At 42.3% G+C, this 16,972-nt stretch carries 9 protein-coding genes, 17 tRNA genes, 3 rRNA genes and 1 riboswitch; of the genes, 2 read left to right on the top strand and 27 right to left on the bottom strand.

The genetic code is table 11. The annotated features are described in order from the left end of the window. The first annotated feature begins 67 nt into the window (after positions 1 to 67). Positions 68 to 1,333, top strand: a complete 1,266-nt coding sequence (locus MKZ14_RS01330; protein WP_016994504.1) for an Nramp family divalent metal transporter — start codon at positions 68 to 70, stop codon at positions 1,331 to 1,333. Positions 1,334 to 1,375: 42 nt separating this feature from the next. On the opposite strand, the gene MKZ14_RS01325 is transcribed toward MKZ14_RS01330, so the two are convergent. The 5 genes from MKZ14_RS01325 to MKZ14_RS01305 form a co-directional block, all read right to left on the bottom strand. Further along, positions 1,376 to 2,065 (bottom strand): ABC transporter permease, encoded by a 690-nt coding sequence (locus tag MKZ14_RS01325; protein WP_333006834.1) that lies wholly within the window; start codon positions 2,063 to 2,065, stop codon positions 1,376 to 1,378. Then, a complete protein-coding gene (locus MKZ14_RS01320) occupies positions 2,058 to 2,981 on the bottom strand; it encodes an ABC transporter ATP-binding protein (protein ID WP_036074989.1) in 924 nt (307 codons plus the stop codon). Before MKZ14_RS01320 ends, MKZ14_RS01325 begins: the two co-directional genes overlap by 8 nt. 130 nt (positions 2,982 to 3,111) lie before the next feature. Next, positions 3,112 to 4,047 carry a sensor histidine kinase gene (locus tag MKZ14_RS01315; protein WP_036074991.1) on the bottom strand — a complete coding sequence of 312 codons (936 nt, stop codon included), beginning with the start codon at positions 4,045 to 4,047 and terminating at the stop codon, positions 3,112 to 3,114. A gap of 4 nt (positions 4,048 to 4,051) precedes the next feature. Beyond that, complete coding sequence (locus tag MKZ14_RS01310; protein WP_312125650.1) at positions 4,052 to 4,744, bottom strand: response regulator transcription factor; 693 nt, start codon at positions 4,742 to 4,744, stop codon at positions 4,052 to 4,054. 152 nt (positions 4,745 to 4,896) lie between these two features. Then, positions 4,897 to 6,360: an amino acid permease gene (locus tag MKZ14_RS01305; protein WP_333006836.1), complete on the bottom strand. Its 1,464-nt coding sequence runs from the start codon at positions 6,358 to 6,360 to the stop codon at positions 4,897 to 4,899. An 82-nt stretch (positions 6,361 to 6,442) separates the two neighbouring features. Further along, positions 6,443 to 6,619, bottom strand: a riboswitch (Lysine riboswitch). A gap of 178 nt (positions 6,620 to 6,797) precedes the next feature. On the opposite strand from MKZ14_RS01305, the gene MKZ14_RS01300 reads away from it, so the two are divergent. Next, positions 6,798 to 8,006 (top strand): MFS transporter, encoded by a 1,209-nt coding sequence (locus tag MKZ14_RS01300; protein ID WP_333006837.1) that lies wholly within the window; start codon positions 6,798 to 6,800, stop codon positions 8,004 to 8,006. A gap of 67 nt (positions 8,007 to 8,073) precedes the next feature. Here the strand turns inward: MKZ14_RS01300 and MKZ14_RS01295 are convergent, their stop codons facing one another. From MKZ14_RS01295 to MKZ14_RS01190, 22 genes are all read right to left on the bottom strand, one after another. Next, positions 8,074 to 8,604: a hypothetical protein gene (locus MKZ14_RS01295; RefSeq protein WP_339280585.1), complete on the bottom strand. Its 531-nt coding sequence runs from the start codon at positions 8,602 to 8,604 to the stop codon at positions 8,074 to 8,076. 70 nt (positions 8,605 to 8,674) lie between these two features. Next, positions 8,675 to 9,721: a nitric oxide synthase oxygenase gene (locus MKZ14_RS01290; RefSeq protein WP_036075000.1), complete on the bottom strand. Its 1,047-nt coding sequence runs from the start codon at positions 9,719 to 9,721 to the stop codon at positions 8,675 to 8,677. Between the two features lie 752 nt (positions 9,722 to 10,473). Beyond that, a tRNA-Glu gene (locus MKZ14_RS01285) sits at positions 10,474 to 10,545 on the bottom strand. Between the two features lies 1 nt (position 10,546). Continuing rightward, positions 10,547 to 10,623: transfer RNA gene (locus tag MKZ14_RS01280), tRNA-Asn, on the bottom strand. Between the two features lie 7 nt (positions 10,624 to 10,630). Next, positions 10,631 to 10,704 (bottom strand) — tRNA-Ile (locus MKZ14_RS01275). Between the two features lie 4 nt (positions 10,705 to 10,708). Then, a tRNA-Gly gene (locus tag MKZ14_RS01270) sits at positions 10,709 to 10,782 on the bottom strand. A gap of 5 nt (positions 10,783 to 10,787) precedes the next feature. Then, positions 10,788 to 10,863, bottom strand: a tRNA-Phe gene (locus MKZ14_RS01265). Positions 10,864 to 10,868: 5 nt separating this feature from the next. Then, positions 10,869 to 10,961: transfer RNA gene (locus MKZ14_RS01260), tRNA-Ser, on the bottom strand. Positions 10,962 to 10,974: 13 nt separating this feature from the next. Beyond that, a tRNA-Ala gene (locus tag MKZ14_RS01255) sits at positions 10,975 to 11,050 on the bottom strand. A gap of 15 nt (positions 11,051 to 11,065) precedes the next feature. Next, positions 11,066 to 11,142 (bottom strand) — tRNA-Pro (locus MKZ14_RS01250). Positions 11,143 to 11,157: 15 nt separating this feature from the next. Continuing rightward, positions 11,158 to 11,234: transfer RNA gene (locus MKZ14_RS01245), tRNA-Arg, on the bottom strand. A gap of 18 nt (positions 11,235 to 11,252) precedes the next feature. After that, positions 11,253 to 11,325 (bottom strand) — tRNA-Lys (locus tag MKZ14_RS01240). A gap of 16 nt (positions 11,326 to 11,341) precedes the next feature. Continuing rightward, a tRNA-Gln gene (locus MKZ14_RS01235) sits at positions 11,342 to 11,416 on the bottom strand. A gap of 9 nt (positions 11,417 to 11,425) precedes the next feature. Continuing rightward, positions 11,426 to 11,501, bottom strand: a tRNA-His gene (locus tag MKZ14_RS01230). Positions 11,502 to 11,549: 48 nt separating this feature from the next. After that, a tRNA-Trp gene (locus MKZ14_RS01225) sits at positions 11,550 to 11,623 on the bottom strand. Positions 11,624 to 11,627: 4 nt separating this feature from the next. Further along, positions 11,628 to 11,711 (bottom strand) — tRNA-Tyr (locus MKZ14_RS01220). A 7-nt stretch (positions 11,712 to 11,718) separates the two neighbouring features. After that, a tRNA-Thr gene (locus tag MKZ14_RS01215) sits at positions 11,719 to 11,794 on the bottom strand. 8 nt (positions 11,795 to 11,802) lie between these two features. Beyond that, positions 11,803 to 11,878, bottom strand: a tRNA-Asp gene (locus tag MKZ14_RS01210). A 4-nt stretch (positions 11,879 to 11,882) separates the two neighbouring features. Further along, positions 11,883 to 11,958: transfer RNA gene (locus MKZ14_RS01205), tRNA-Val, on the bottom strand. 11 nt (positions 11,959 to 11,969) lie between these two features. Then, positions 11,970 to 12,085 (bottom strand): 5S ribosomal RNA (rrf, locus tag MKZ14_RS01200). A 66-nt stretch (positions 12,086 to 12,151) separates the two neighbouring features. Beyond that, a 23S ribosomal RNA gene (locus tag MKZ14_RS01195) occupies positions 12,152 to 15,079 on the bottom strand. Positions 15,080 to 15,261: 182 nt separating this feature from the next. Further along, positions 15,262 to 16,814 (bottom strand): 16S ribosomal RNA (locus MKZ14_RS01190). Together the 16S, 23S and 5S rRNA genes with 17 tRNA genes alongside form the textbook arrangement of a ribosomal RNA operon. Positions 16,815 to 16,972: the final 158 nt, after the last annotated feature.

Raw genomic sequence — 16,972 nt, 5'->3', positions numbered from 1 at the left:
CTAATATCTTATTTTCCTATAGGAAACTTTATTTCATTAATGATACTTTTTGAAACGAGGGAACAATATGGTTTACAAACGAGTCACAAAATCGTCTGCAGAGGCGGTTTTAGATGGAGATATAAAAGGTTGGCGAAGATTTTTGCCATTTTTAGGACCTGCTTTCATTGCAGCAGTCGCCTACATCGATCCTGGCAATTTTGCTACAAATATTACAGCAGGATCTCAATACGGCTACCTGCTACTTTGGGTTATAGCCTTTTCTAATTTAATGGCCGTGTTAATTCAATCCCTATCTGCCAAGCTTGGGATTGCAACAGGAAAAAATTTACCTGAAGTCGCTCGCGAGCATTTTTCTAAAAAAACATCTATCTTTTTATGGATACAGGCAGAATTGGTCATCATTGCCACTGACCTGGCGGAATTTATCGGAGCAGCATTAGGGCTTTATTTACTATTCAATATCCCAATGCTTCCCGCCGCATTAATTACAGCAGTGGGCTCGTTCGCTATTTTAGAGTTACAAAGAAGAGGATTTAGAGCCTTTGAAGCCGGTATTTCTGGTATGGTTTTAATTGTTGTATTGGCATTTGCCTTCCAAACATTTTTAGCACAGCCCACATGGGGCGATGTAGCGATTGGCATGTTCACGCCACACTTTGAAGGGGTAGAATCACTATTATTAGCAACAGGTATTTTAGGAGCAACCGTTATGCCTCATGCTATTTACTTACATTCTTCTTTAACACAAAGTCGTATTATTGGTCGTAATGAGGCTGAAAAAAAACGTATTTTCCGTTTTGAATTTATCGATATAATCATTGCTATGATTATTGCTGGTGCCATCAATATGAGCATGCTTATAATTGCCGCAGCAGTATTCCATACCCAAGGCTTGGTAGTAGAAGATTTAGATGTAGCCTATAATGGCTTAAAAGAGGCACTTGGCCCAATGGCGGCTATTTCCTTTGGCTTAGGTTTACTCATTGCAGGGCTAGCTAGCTCCTCTGTGGGAACTTTAGCAGGTGATGTAGTCATGCAAGGATTTATTCAAAGAAAAATACCACTATATTTACGTAGGGCGATTACTATGGTGCCTCCACTAGTCATTATTGCATCAGGGGTAAACGCAACCTATGCTCTCGTTCTAAGTCAGGTTGTGTTATCTTTTGGTATTGCATTTGCCCTTGTTCCACTTGTCATGTTTACAAGCAAACGGGACATCATGGGCAGTTTAGTCAATCATCGGATTACAACGGTTTTAGGTTGGTTTGTAGTCGTCATCGTTGTGGCATTGAATATCTACTTACTGTGGGAAACAATATTTTCCTAATAATAAAGCCAGGTACTCTTAAGCATGAGTACCTGGTATTTTTTAAACATCTACCTTCTCAATATTCCGTATAGCTAAATAAGCAATACCCAGACCCACGATGGCTAAAGTAATTGGAATAATAATAATATCGTTTAAAGTAAAGTTACCTGAATTGGACGAAGTTACAGACACAATTATAATAGATGAAATGATAGTTGTCGGTATAGAGTATTTTCTCATCCCAAAATACAATGGGATTAAAGCTATGCCTGAGGCAGCTATCGCGTTCATCAATACAGAGGGTATATGCTGGATAATTAAAGAACTTGATAGTACATCTGGAATTAGTTCATATTGATCGCTTATGACACAAAAAATGGTTGTAATAAGAGCATTGGAGATAATGATCATACTGAAAGTAAATAGCATGACAATGGCTAACTTTGCGACCATTAATTTCTTTCTACTTATGGGATACATAAAGGCTAATGTAATGGTTTTAAATTTATATTCTCCGATGATTAACTTAGCTATTAACGTAGAAGCAAAAATAATAAAAACTGCTCTTACAAATGAATCAATGACACTTAAAGCAACCTCGTAATTTTCTAGCCCTGGATCCCCTTCTACTTTAGAAATAAATAAAATCATAAACAGAAACCCGAGAATGACTAAATTAGCAATGATAGCTCCTCTAACATATGATCCTAAATGAAACTTTTTCATTTCTAAACGCATTAAATTAAGCATGAACAACGCCTCCATTAATTAGCTTTAAGAAATAATCCTCTAATGAACTTGTTTTTTTGCTAATTTCCTCAATCTCAACGTCATGTTCAATTAATGCTCTCGATAGATTTTGCTGAGATACGGTTGAGTCGTATATACGTATAGAGTTATCATCCATTAGCTTAAAATTGGTAATTTTTAATTCACTTTCAATTATAAATGCTGCCTTTTTTCCGTCACTTACGATTACTTCTGTATAATTGACCTGATCACGGTTTATAGTGTCCATCGCTACCTCTGTGATGAGTCTTCCATTCTTAATAACTCCTATTGTATCGACTAATTGTTCTATTTCAGCCAGAATATGACTTGAAATAATAATTGTTATGCCATACTCCTTACAAAGCATCTTGAAAAGCTCTCTTAACTCCTTTATCCCAACTGGGTCCAATCCATTAATTGGTTCATCTAATATAAGTAACTCTGGCTTTGTAATGATGGCTCTTGCGATGCCTAATCTCTGTTTCATCCCAAGAGAAAAATCTTTAACCTGCTTATTCTCTGTATTCGTTAACTTTACTAAATTAAGAACATGTGCAATTTCTTTCTTATCATAATAACCCATGTATTCACAATGTAATTCCAGGGTCTCACTAGCCGTTAATTTTTCATAGAAAATAGGATATTCAATAATTGTTCCCATTCTTTTTAGTAATTCATAGGATTTGTCTGTCAATTTCTCCCCTAAAATTTCTACATCCCCACTAGTAGGCTTCGTTAGATTAGTTAGCATCTTCATAACAGTGGTTTTACCTGCACCATTGGGTCCTAAAAATCCATAAATCTCCCCCTTCTTAACGTTCATATTGACAGCTGAAACAACTTCTTTTCCATCGTAAACTTTCGTAAGCTGATTTGTTTTTACAATGTATGTCATGTAATTCTCTCCCTCAATTGTGACTAGATTCATTATAAAAAATGAAACTCTCTATTTTATTACTGCATTCTTACAAATTTCTTAAGTAAAAAAGCCTGCAAAGCATTAAAGCTCTACAAGCACAATGGATTCAATACATCATTCGTTTTAGCGAAATGGTAAAAGTAGTTTTTTCATTAGGAATACTCGATAACCGGATGGAGCCATTCATTATTTCTACTAGTCGCTTTGTAATCGTTAGTCCCAAACCACTGCCTTGAAAAGATTTATTGCGAGAATCCTCAAGTGTATACATCCTTTCAAATACGCTATCGATATGATATTCATCAATACCCTTGCCACAATCCCACACATCAATATCAATATTGGCTTCTTCATTTCTTACGGTAATTCCAATTACATTGCCGTCTGCTCCATATGCAATAGCATTAGACAGTAGATTGTTTAGCACCCTATTTAATGCTTCTTCATTACCAAGTGCATACATGGGGCTTGCAGGAATATCAATATTAATAGCTAATCCCATTGAAGTAACCAGATCGTAAAAAGACAAAATATTTTTACGGCATATTTCACTGACATTGATTTTAGTGATTGGGTAATCTGTATCTCCAGCCTCTAATTTCGCCAAGTCAAAAAATGTATGGATAATTTTTAACACTTCTAATGTTTTAGCATGTACACCTGTAAGTAATCGTTGGCGTTCCTCGTCACTCATCGCATTTTGAAGTTGAAGCATTTCAATATAGCCAAGTACAACTGTTAAAGGTGTTTTAAGATCATGCGAAATATTGGCCAACATCTTTTTCATGGAATTTTCCATTTTACGATGAGTAGCCTGGATTTTTTGATGCTGATCTAGCAAAGCATTCATTGTAACAAGTAACTGTTGAATTTCTGAATTTGTAGTTGTAACTAGAATCTTTTCATACGTCTGTTCATTTACAATTACGTGTAGTTTACTATGAATGTATTGGATAGCGCGATCTTGTTCCTTCTTGACTTTCCATTGAAAAGTGAGAATCCCGATTAGCAATACAATTATTAATAATAGAAATATCATCATATTTTTAACCCTCAAACTTATAGCCAATTCCCCATAGAGTTTTAATATATTGAGGATTTGATGGATCATCTTCTATTTTTTCACGTAGTCTTCTGATATGTACATTTATAATATTTTCATCTCCATAATAGGCATCTTTCCATATCATCTGATAAATTTGCTCTTTGGTAAAAACCCTGTGACGATTTGTCACAAACAATTTTAAAATGGAAAATTCCTTTGATGTTAGCTTTATCTCTTGTCCACTCTTTGCTATTGAGAAATTAACGATATCTATCTTTAAATTATCGATTTCTAGGACCTCTTGCTTTTGTTCAGCTTGACTGGAGTATTTCGTAGCTCTTCTGATAACAGCCTTAACACGGGCTGAAAATTCTAGCATAGAAAAAGGTTTAGCAATATAATCATCTGCCCCTAATCCTAAGCCTAGTGCTTTATCAACATCACTGTCTTTGGCAGACATAATAATGATAGGAAGTGCTGCCTGCTCTCGAATAATCTTTAATACTTCCAATCCATTTAGTTTAGGAATCATAATATCTAAGATGACCAAATCAAAGGTATTTTGCAAACAATTTTGTAATGCCTCTTCACCATTGATCGCGGTTGTGACATTGAAACCTTCCATAGTTAAATAATTTTCAACCATTTCACGAATGGCTTCATCGTCTTCTACCAGTAAAATATGCTTTTGCATTATCATGCACCTCTCCTACTAAAACCCAATTTCCATATGTATATTACATTACCATATTTATGATGTTTAATTGGAGAGATTTTGTTCATGAGTGTTAAAAAAAAGCTGCCCTATAAACCATCACTTTTTGGTTTACAGAACAGCTCTATTAATTAATCTTCAACTTTTAAATCACAATCTTTAAGTGGAAGCATTTTTGTTTTGTGCTTTATTTTATAGCCCAACCATAATGCTAAAAATAGTGGAATCCCAATATACGAAACAAGGATACCGTACCAATCTATTTTTTCACCTGTAAAGGCTGTGTAATTTTGTCCAATGACTACGATCATACAAACAGTAAAAGCAAATAATGGTCCAAATGGATATAATTTAGCTTTATAAGGTAATAACTTTGGATCTAAGCCCTGTGCATCAAACGCTCGGCGGAAACGATAATGACTAAATGCAATACCTAGCCATGCAATAAAGCCAGACATTCCAGAAGCATTTAATAGCCAGATATAAACCACTCCATCACCAAAGAAGGATGCCAAAAATGCTAAACAGCCTACAGCTAATGTTGCCATAAGTGCATAAATCGGAATACCTCGACGACTTAGCTTTGAGAAAAATTTAGGTGCATGTCCATCCACTGCTAATTGCCATAGCATACGAGAAGATGCGTATAGTCCTGAATTTCCTGCTGACAGCATAGCCGTTAAAATAATGGCATTCATTAATGAAGCAGCAAAGGCAATACCTAGGCGGTCAAACACTAGTGTAAACGGTGAGACTGCGATATCTTCTGATAATAAACGTTCATCTGTGAATGGAATCAACATCCCAATTGCACCAATCGCTAAAATATAAAACAAAATAATACGCCAAAATACAGATTTAACAGCCTTCGGAATATTTTTACCAGGATCATCTGTTTCACCTGCTGTAATTCCAAGTAATTCTGTTCCTTGGAATGAAAATCCAGCTGCTAGGAAAATACCAAATGTGGCAAGGAAGCCACCATGGAATGGCCCATCACTAATAAAGAAATTAGTGAAACCTACAGGAGCCTGCCCACCTAAAATACCAAAAATCATTAGTAAGCTAATGATAATAAAAACAATGACCGTTGCTACTTTAATCATGGCAAACCAATATTCACTTTCACCATAACTTTTTACGGATAGTAAATTAAACGTCAGTACAACAGCAATAAATAATACTGTCCAAAGTGCTGATGAGCTATCTGGAAACCAATATTTCATAATTAATGATACAGCAGCAATTTCTGCAGCAATGGTGATTGCCCAGTTATACCAGTAGTTCCAGCCTAATGCAAAGCCCAAAGCGGGATCTACAAATTTGGTTGCATACGTACTAAATGAACCTGATGATGGCATATAAGCAGCCATTTCCCCTAAGCTTGTCATTAAAAAATACACCATAATACCGATTAAAGCATAGGCAAGCAATGCTCCTCCAGGTCCTGCCTGAGCAATAGCACCACCACTGGCTAAAAATAGCCCCGTACCAATTGTACCGCCTAAAGAAATCATTGTGATATGACGACTTTTTAATTCTTTTTTCAGCTTCGGTGCTTTATGTCCGAACTGATTTACTTTTATTTCACTCACGATATAGCTTCCTTCCTATTTATGAGGCAAAAAAATGCCATCACATATACACTGTGATGGCTACGTTAATCCTCAGTTTTTCTTACATGATAGCTCAACACGTTGTGCAAACGTGACAGTTCTGTTCCTTTCGGAGACAGCCCCAGCATGAGGTTTTCAAGTCCCCTCACACTTCGGCAATATTTCCTTTCAGCTAATTTCATCAATGCTTGTCATTTCAATTAGCATACTTATAAATATCGCGACCTCTACCTCAATACAAACATGAGGCATATAATTATTAAATTTATGATGTTTATTATACTAACATAAGACCATAGACATTTCAATACAACGGGAAATGTTCTGTATTTTATGAATCTTCTACTATTTTTAATAGTGTGATAAAGTGTTATAGTAGTTCAATTAGAATGGTTATTATTAGGGGGGATTTTATTTTGACTACAAATGATCATTCCACTAGTTTTCCAAGTAAAAAAATTAGCTGGAAAGGAACAACCTTACTTTTAGTCTTTGGCGTTATCTTTATAGCCTCTACATTACGAATGCCACTAACTGTTGTTGGCCCAATTATATCCTTTATCCGTGAAGATCTAGGGATATCTAATGTATTGGCAGGCTTTCTAACAACTATTCCATTGCTGGCTTTTGCTATTATATCTCCATTTGCGCCAGTTGTAGCACGCAAATTAGGGCTCGAGCTAACATTATTTTTATCCACTTTTCTCTTGGCCTTAGGGATTGTCCTACGCTCACTTGGTACAACAGAATTACTTCTATTGGGTACTGTGTTAATTGGCGTAGCCATTTCTTTTGGAAATGTATTAATTCCTGGATTATTAAAATTGAAATTTCCATATCATGTTGGTTTATTGATGGCCTTTTTCACCATGTCCATGAATTTTACTGCTGGCCTTGGTGCTGGTATTAGCTATCCTATAGCTAATTCATCGTTAGGCTGGCAAGGGGCGCTATCCATTGCACTCATACTTGTTCTAGTTACAATCTTAATTTGGATACCTCAACTAAAGTCAAATAAACCGGAACCAGTTACTACATCTAAAAAGACCAGTACACCTCTGTGGAAATCACCTGTTACTTGGGCTGTCACAGGGGCAATGGGTTTACAGTCTTTATTATTCTACACAACAGCAGCTTGGATACCTGAAATCTATATTGCTCAAGGTTTAGCACCTGATAAAGCTGGCTGGATGTTTTCAATCATGCAATTCTCACAAGTACCAATGGCCTTGGCAGTGCCTATTATTGCAGGCAAAATGACTTCTCAACGCCCACTTGTATTGATGTTTACTTCCTTCTATTTAGTAGGCTTTGTTGGGGTTGTCATGGAATGGACAAGTCTTGGAGTACTATGGATGGTTCTTCTAGGGTTAGCAGGTGGTTCTTCATTCGCTCTAGCAATGATGTTCTTCACTCTCCGCACTCGTACTGCATTTGAAGCAGCAGATTTATCAGGCTTTGCCCAATCTTTGGGTTATTTATTTGCCGCAATCGGTCCTATTCTTTTTGGCTTCTTGCATGATTTATTTGGTGGCTGGAATATTGCGGGATGGCTCTTTGTCGTTGTGGCAATGTTACTCTTCTTTTGCTCAATGAGAGCCTCTAAGGATGAATATGTGCATTAAAATTAAATAAAGCAGGTGGATCGACTTCCTCCATCTGCTCTATTTCTATATAGTGTTTCCACATTACTTAATTGTCGAGTTGCTGGAGTAATGTTAGCAATTCAGCAAGGTAATCTGATTCTTCATTATTACGAGCTGTTATAGCAGAAAAAATAGGAACAGCTTCTTGTAAGAGCTTATAACTATAATAGTAATAGCCTATAAAAGCTTGCTGCTCATAGCCCTTTGGCGTTTCTTCCTCCCACTCCTGCTCATCATTGTCCTCATGTTCTCTCCATAAATAGTTGACTTTTAATAGCTCCTGCATATTTTCAACAGTATTGGTTGGGTCTAGATAATCCTTCGTAATAGCATGTGCCACAGCTAAATATAACTGTAATTCTTGTAAGGAGACATCCTCTATTTTTTTACTTTTAAGCTTTTTTAAAAGAATAAGCAAAACCCATGGTGTCACCTGCCACAGTGTACCTTGATGTTCAATTAAATCAGCTAGCTGTGTGTATTGCTCCTGTTCAATCAGCTGAGGAATAGCTGTACCTCTACCATAAGGTGTTGTCAATTGTCTCCATGGGATATTGGGAATTTGCTGATCTAACATAGTAAGCCCTCTCTCATCGAAAGTATAACGAATGGATAATTAACTATTGAAAGTAAACAGTTCCTTTACTCTAATAGCATGGTTTTTGATAAAAATAATTTGGTGTATGATATATATTTACATAGGGTTTATGAAATATATGAGTCGTTGCAGGCGAAAGTGGCGGGATTAACCATGTCCAGTTGCCTGTAACTTCTCTTCCTGCTGTTTTTTCTGCTTCCTCAAACAATTTAAACTGCTGAGCCGCTGTATGATGATCAACAATGCTCACACCATCTTCTTTAAATGAATGAAGAACAGCAATATTAAGTTCGACTAATGCACGATCACGCCAAAGTGATGCTTGTTTAGTTGTATCTAGATTAAAAATTTCTGCAATAGCAGGTAGCATGTTATAGCGCTCATGATCTGCTAAATTGCGTGCACCGATTTCTGTTCCCATATACCATCCGTTAAATGGGGCTGCTTGAAAGTCAATTCCTGCCATTTGAAAACGCATACTCGAAATAATGGGTACAGCATACCACTTCATTCCTAATTTCTCCACATCGATTGACTCTGGATGGCGGATTGGAACCTCTACTATATTTTCTTCAGGAATTACAAACACTTGGGGAGCCCGGCTATCTACCTGTATAACGAGTGGTAGCACATCAAAAGCTGTTCCTTTGCCTTTCCACCCTAGAGATTCACATACTTTTGTAAACTCAATGGACTGCGAATCTCCAATAACGCCTGCCTCTGTTTCATAGCCTGCATAGCGAATTAGTTGATGATTCCAAATCCGTACTCTATCTGAAGCAAACACTGTTATTGTTGGACGGATTTTCCCATGATTTGTCGCATAATCAATATGTTCTAGTAATTTTCGGAAAATAGCCTTTTCATCTAAAACATCGCGTGCATCTACCACGTGGAGTGACTGCCAAAACAGACGTCCGATACATTTATTGCTATTACGCCATGCCACTCGTGCACCAAAAACTAACTCTTCTGTTGTTGGGTGATATTCACCTGCATCCTTAACTGCCTGTAATCTATTCTTTAACCAAAGTTCTGATTCATTTTGTTCTGTCTGGTATAGACTTAAAAACTGCTGTATCTCCTGTATATTCATATCGATTCCTCCACTTATCCTCATATTAGAGGAACAAAACAACAAGCACCATGAAAATAGTAATTAAAAAAACATACATATTTTATATATGAAATAGTTTGTTCAAATTTACTCTATAGACTCACTTTCGTAAGAGAATGTAAGAGAGATCCTAATTATTATAAAAAGACTACATTAATCATGTAATCTTCATAGTGTTGCAGCAAAGCAATCAATAGAATTTTGTGAAAGATAAAAGTCTTTCCATTTTAGGCTACTTACATGCTGCTGACGCTTTACTTTCGCGCTGGGGCTAGTCTCTGTCTGACTAACCCCGGCAATAAGTAGTCTTCCTCATTTATCCACACAAATAAATTGTAGGTATTCACTTATGGATGGCTGTTGTAACTCATTCCCTTCTCCACATTGAAGATAAGGGCTTATCCTCTCTGAGAATACAGATAATGGGCTTTTTGATCGCTATGCTACTTTGAAAAAAGGAAAGACACTTTGCAGAATGGTTGATTGGAGAGGAGCCAGCGTCACGCCGAGGGGGATTTAGCGTCACAGATGTACCCTGGAGCGAACGTAAGTGAGTGAAGCGGCTCATCGGACGCCGCCTGGAAAGGAAGCTGGCAGAACGGAAATCTACCTCTACCTTGCTAAAAGGTCTTTTTCTGCTAGTGATCTTTTTTCAACAACATGAAAAAGGAGAATAGAATTAAAGGAGAATAGAAAAAAGCATGTAACACACATCTGTGCTACATGCTTGATGACCCGTACGGGATTCGAACCCGTGTTACCGCCGTGAAAGGGCGGTGTCTTAACCACTTGACCAACGGGCCGTGGCTCCGAAGGCAGGACTCGAACCTGCGACAACCTGATTAACAGTCAGGTGCTACTACCAACTGAGCTACTTCGGAATAATGATGGGCCTAAATGGACTCGAACCATCGACCTCACGCTTATCAGGCGTGCGCTCTAACCAGCTGAGCTATAGGCCCATTTTGGAGCGGGTGATGAGAATCGAACTCACGACATCAGCTTGGAAGGCTGAGGTTTTACCATTAAACTACACCCGCAATAATGGTGGGTCAGGACGGAATCGAACCGCCGACACTTAGAGCTTCAATCTAATGCTCTACCAACTGAGCTACTGACCCGAAAATGGAGGAGGTAGAGGGATTCGAACCCCCGCGCGGTGTTACCCGCCTGTCGGTTTTCAAGACCGATCCCTTCAGCCAGACTTGGGTATACCTCCAAAAATATTAAAATGGTGGAGCCTAGCGGTATCGAACCGCTGACCTCCTGCGTGCAAGGCAGGCGCTCTCCCAGCTGAGCTAAGGCCCCATTAATCATGAAAGATGGTCGGAATGACAGGATTCGAACCTACGACCCCTTGGTCCCAAACCAAGTGCTCTACCAAGCTGAGCTACATTCCGTAAACATGAATTTATTGGCGCGCCCGACAGGAGTCGAACCCATAACCTTCTGATCCGTAGTCAGACGCTCTATCCAATTGAGCTACGGGCGCATATTAATTAAAAAATGATGAGCCATGAAGGACTCGAACCTTCGACCCTCTGATTAAAAGTCAGATGCTCTACCAACTGAGCTAATGGCTCATAAAAAAAGAAAAAATGGCTGGGGTACTAGGATTCGAACCTAGGCATGACGGAATCAAAATCCGTTGCCTTACCGCTTGGCTATACCCCAATGTTAAAATGGGGCGACTGATGGGAATCGAACCCACGAATGTCGGAACCACAATCCGATGCGTTAACCACTTCGCCACAATCGCCACTATATAAATTTATAATAGCTGTATATGAACGAGTACCTCAATACCTGGCAGGGGCAGTAGGAATCGAACCCACACCAAAGGTTTTGGAGACCTCTATTCTACCGTTGAACTATGCCCCTAAAATGGTGGAGGGGGACGGATTCGAACCGCCGAACCCTAAGGAGCGGATTTACAGTCCGCCGCGTTTAGCCACTTCGCTACCCCTCCAAGGGAATGGTGCCGGCGATAGGAGTCGAACCCACGACCTACTGATTACAAGTCAGTTGCTCTACCAACTGAGCTACACCGGCAATAATAATGGCGGTCCCGACCGGGATCGAACCGGCGATCTCCTGCGTGACAGGCAGGCATGTTAACCGCTACACCACGGGACCAAAATGGTGGAGGATGACGGGCTCGAACCGCCGACCCCCTGCTTGTAAGGCAGGTGCTCTCCCAGCTGAGCTAATCCTCCACAAAAAATAAGCGAAGCGACGTCCTACTCTCACAGGGGGAAGCCCCCAACTACCATCGGCGCTAAAGAGCTTAACTTCCGTGTTCGGTATGGGAACGGGTGTGACCTCTTTGCCATCATCACTTCACTTATTCAGCTGAAAGACTTATTCTTTCAAAACTAGATAAACGATACATTGAATGCTTCAAACATATTGGTTAAGTCCTCGATCGATTAGTATTCGTCAGCTCCATGTGTCACCACACTTCCACCTCGAACCTATCTACCTCATCGTCTTTGAGGGATCTTACTTACTTGCGTAATGGGAAATCTCATCTTGAGGGGGGCTTCATGCTTAGATGCTTTCAGCACTTATCCCGTCCACACATAGCTACCCAGCGATGCCTTTGGCAAGACAACTGGTACACCAGCGGTGTGTCCATCCCGGTCCTCTCGTACTAAGGACAGCTCCTCTCAAATTTCCTACGCCCACGACGGATAGGGACCGAACTGTCTCACGACGTTCTGAACCCAGCTCGCGTACCGCTTTAATGGGCGAACAGCCCAACCCTTGGGACCGACTACAGCCCCAGGATGCGATGAGCCGACATCGAGGTGCCAAACCTCCCCGTCGATGTGGACTCTTGGGGGAGATAAGCCTGTTATCCCCGGGGTAGCTTTTATCCGTTGAGCGATGGCCCTTCCATGCGGAACCACCGGATCACTAAGCCCGTCTTTCGACCCTGCTCGACTTGTAGGTCTCGCAGTCAAGCTCCCTTGTGCCTTTACACTCTACGAATGATTTCCAACCATTCTGAGGGAACCTTTGGGCGCCTCCGTTACCTTTTAGGAGGCGACCGCCCCAGTCAAACTGTCCGCCTGACACTGTCTCCTGCCCCGCTAAGGGGCATGGGTTAGAATTTCAATACAACCAGGGTAGTATCCCACCGACGCCTCCTTCGAAGCTGGCGCTCCGAGATCTCTGGCTCCTACCTATCCTGTACAAGTTGTACCAAAATTCAATATCAGGCTACAGTAAAGCTCCACGGGGTCTTTCCGTCCTGTCGCGGGTAACCTGCATCTTCACAGGTACTATAATTTCACCGAGTCTCTCGTTGAGACAGTGCCCAGATCGTTACGCCTTTCGTGCGGGTCGGAACTTACCCGACAAGGAATTTCGCTACCTTAGGACCGTTATAGTTACGGCCGCCGTTTACTGGGGCTTCAATTCGCAGCTTCGCTTGCGCTAACCACTCCTCTTAACCTTCCAGCACCGGGCAGGCGTCAGCCCCTATACGTCACCTTACGGTTTTGCAGAGACCTGTGTTTTTGCTAAACAGTCGCCTGGGCCTATTCACTGCGGCTCTCATGCGCTTGCACGCTCAAGAGCACCCCTTCTCCCGAAGTTACGGGGTCATTTTGCCGAGTTCCTTAACGAGAGTTCTCTCGCACACCTTAGGATTCTCTCCTCGACTACCTGTGTCGGTTTGCGGTACGGGCACCTCTCACCTCGATAGAGGCTTTTCTTGGCAGTGTGAAATCAGGAACTTCGTCCATACGGACTCGCCATCACAGCTCAACGTTACAGTGTGCGGATTTGCCTACACACACGCCTTACTGCTTGGACGCGCACAACCAACGGCGCGCTTACCCTATCCTACTGCGTCCCCCCATTTCTCAAACGGTGAGGAGGTGGTACAGGAATATCAACCTGTTGTCCATCGCCTACGCCTATCGGCCTCGGCTTAGGTCCCGACTAACCCTGAGCGGACGAGCCTTCCTCAGGAAACCTTAGTCATACGGTGGACGGGATTCTCACCCGTCTTTCGCTACTCATACCGGCATTCTCACTTCTAAGCGCTCCACCAGTCCTTCCGGTCTGACTTCAACGCACTTAGAACGCTCTCCTACCACTGACATCGTAGATGTCAATCCACAGCTTCGGTGAATCGTTTAGCCCCGATACATTTTCGGCGCAGCGTCACTCGACCAGTGAGCTATTACGCACTCTTTAAATGATGGCTGCTTCTAAGCCAACATCCTGGTTGTCTGTGCAACGCCACATCCTTTTCCACTTAACGATTACTTTGGGACCTTAGCTGGTGGTCTGGGCTGTTTCCCTTTTGACTACGGATCTTATCACTCGCAGTCTGACTCCCGTGTATAAATATCTGGCATTCGGAGTTTGTCTGAATTCGGTAAACCGGGATGGCCCCCTAGTCCAAACAGTGCTCTACCTCCAGTATTCTCATCACGAGGCTAGCCCTAAAGCTATTTCGGAGAGAACCAGCTATCTCCAAGTTCGATTGGAATTTCTCCGCTACCCACACCTCATCCCCGCACTTTTCAACGTGCGTGGGTTCGGGCCTCCAGTAAGTGTTACCTCACCTTCACCCTGGACATGGGTAGATCACCTGGTTTCGGGTCTACGACCACGTACTACATCGCCCTATTCAGACTCGCTTTCGCTGCGGCTCCGCCTTCTAAAGCTTAACCTTGCACGTAATCGTAACTCGCCGGTTCATTCTACAAAAGGCACGCTATCACCCATTAACGGGCTCTAACTACTTGTAGGCACACGGTTTCAGGATCTCTTTCACTCCCCTTCCGGGGTGCTTTTCACCTTTCCCTCACGGTACTGGTTCACTATCGGTCACTAGGTAGTATTTAGCCTTGGGAGATGGTCCTCCCGGATTCCGACGGAATTTCACGTGTTCCGCCGTACTCAGGATCCACTCAGGAGAGAACGAACTTTCGACTACAGGGCTTTTACCTGCTCTGGCGGACCTTTCCAAGTCGCTTCATCTAACTCGCTCTTTTGTAACTCCGTATAGAGTGTCCTACAACCCCAAGAGGCAAGCCTCTTGGTTTGGGCTCTTCCCGTTTCGCTCGCCGCTACTCAGGGAATCGATTTTTCTTTCTCTTCCTCCAGGTACTTAGATGTTTCAGTTCCCTGGGTCTGCCTTCAAGACGCTATGTATTCACGTCAAGATACTACGCGATTAAACGTAGTGGGTTCCCCCATTCGGAAATCTCCGGATCAAAGCTCACTTACAGCTCCCCGAAGCATATCGGTGTTAGTGCCGTCCTTCTTCGGCTCCTAGTGCCAAGGCATTCGCCGTGCGCCCTTAATAACTTAACCAAGTTATTAAGCCTATAAAAAAACTTAAAAAATAAATGTGTTTGTTACAATTTCAATGTCGTTTTATCCAGTTTTCAAAGAACAAGTTTTGAAGTATTTCATTCAGAAAGAATGAACCTTCAAAACTGAACGCAAAACGTAATCTTACAAACCCAAGGTTTGTATTCCGAAATAATCCTTAGAAAGGAGGTGATCCAGCCGCACCTTCCGATACGGCTACCTTGTTACGACTTCACCCCAATCATCTATCCCACCTTCGGCGGCTGGCTCCAAAAGGTTACCTCACCGACTTCGGGTGTTACAAACTCTCGTGGTGTGACGGGCGGTGTGTACAAGGCCCGGGAACGTATTCACCGCGGCATGCTGATCCGCGATTACTAGCGATTCCGGCTTCATGTAGGCGAGTTGCAGCCTACAATCCGAACTGAGAACGACTTTATCGGATTAGCTCCCTCTCGCGAGTTGGCAACCGTTTGTATCGTCCATTGTAGCACGTGTGTAGCCCAGGTCATAAGGGGCATGATGATTTGACGTCATCCCCACCTTCCTCCGGTTTGTCACCGGCAGTCACCTTAGAGTGCCCAACTAAATGATGGCAACTAAGATCAAGGGTTGCGCTCGTTGCGGGACTTAACCCAACATCTCACGACACGAGCTGACGACAACCATGCACCACCTGTCACCGTTGCCCCCGAAGGGGAAACTATATCTCTACAGTGGTCAACGGGATGTCAAGACCTGGTAAGGTTCTTCGCGTTGCTTCGAATTAAACCACATGCTCCACCGCTTGTGCGGGCCCCCGTCAATTCCTTTGAGTTTCAGTCTTGCGACCGTACTCCCCAGGCGGAGTGCTTAATGCGTTAGCTGCAGCACTAAGGGGCGGAAACCCCCTAACACTTAGCACTCATCGTTTACGGCGTGGACTACCAGGGTATCTAATCCTGTTTGCTCCCCACGCTTTCGCGCCTCAGCGTCAGTTACAGACCAGAAAGTCGCCTTCGCCACTGGTGTTCCTCCAAATCTCTACGCATTTCACCGCTACACTTGGAATTCCACTTTCCTCTTCTGCACTCAAGTCCCCCAGTTTCCAATGACCCTCCACGGTTGAGCCGTGGGCTTTCACATCAGACTTAAAGGACCGCCTGCGCGCGCTTTACGCCCAATAATTCCGGACAACGCTTGCCACCTACGTATTACCGCGGCTGCTGGCACGTAGTTAGCCGTGGCTTTCTAATAAGGTACCGTCAAGGTACAGCCAGTTACTACTGTACTTGTTCTTCCCTTACAACAGAGTTTTACGATCCGAAAACCTTCTTCACTCACGCGGCGTTGCTCCATCAGGCTTTCGCCCATTGTGGAAGATTCCCTACTGCTGCCTCCCGTAGGAGTCTGGGCCGTGTCTCAGTCCCAGTGTGGCCGATCACCCTCTCAGGTCGGCTACGCATCGTCGCCTTGGTGAGCCGTTACCTCACCAACTAGCTAATGCGCCGCGGGCCCATCCTATAGCGACAGCGAGATGCCGTCTTTCAGTCTCTTGCCATGAAGCAAAAGAGATTATTCGGTATTAGCCCCGGTTTCCCGGAGTTATCCCAAACTATAGGGTAGGTTGCCCACGTGTTACTCACCCGTCCGCCGCTAACGTCAAAGGAGCAAGCTCCTTCTCTGTTCGCTCGACTTGCATGTATTAGGCACGCCGCCAGCGTTCGTCCTGAGCCAGGATCAAACTCTCCATAAAAGAAATTTGATTAGCTCAAATTGTTTTGCTGGCATCATGTTTGATGTCCAAAATTGTGTTTCGTTTACTAGCAAAGCTAGCTACTTAAAACTTTATTGATTACGTTTTGCTTGTTCAGTTTTCAAGGTTCATGTTTTGCTTTGTTTTAGCGTGTCACC

The organism is Lysinibacillus sp. FSL P2-0066 (genome assembly GCF_037969495.1).
GTDB classification, from domain to species: Bacteria; Bacillota; Bacilli; order Bacillales_A; family Planococcaceae; genus Lysinibacillus; species Lysinibacillus boronitolerans.
The sequence above is the reverse complement of the archived record's forward strand: the minus strand, read 5'-3'. Positions and strand labels throughout refer to the sequence as shown.

Coding starts and splice junctions, on each gene's coding strand:
- MKZ14_RS01315 (WP_036074991.1), bottom strand. CDS start 4,047: ATGATGATATTTCTATTATTAATAATTGTATTGCTAATCGGGATTCTC.
- MKZ14_RS01290 (WP_036075000.1), bottom strand. CDS start 9,721: ATGAATATACAGGAGATACAGCAGTTTTTAAGTCTATACCAGACAGAA.
- MKZ14_RS01325 (WP_333006834.1), bottom strand. CDS start 2,065: ATGCTTAATTTAATGCGTTTAGAAATGAAAAAGTTTCATTTAGGATCA.
- MKZ14_RS01320 (WP_036074989.1), bottom strand. CDS start 2,981: ATGACATACATTGTAAAAACAAATCAGCTTACGAAAGTTTACGATGGA.
- MKZ14_RS01295 (WP_339280585.1), bottom strand. CDS start 8,604: ATGTTAGATCAGCAAATTCCCAATATCCCATGGAGACAATTGACAACA.
- MKZ14_RS01330 (WP_016994504.1), top strand. CDS start 68: ATGGTTTACAAACGAGTCACAAAATCGTCTGCAGAGGCGGTTTTAGAT.
- MKZ14_RS01310 (WP_312125650.1), bottom strand. CDS start 4,744: ATGCAAAAGCATATTTTACTGGTAGAAGACGATGAAGCCATTCGTGAA.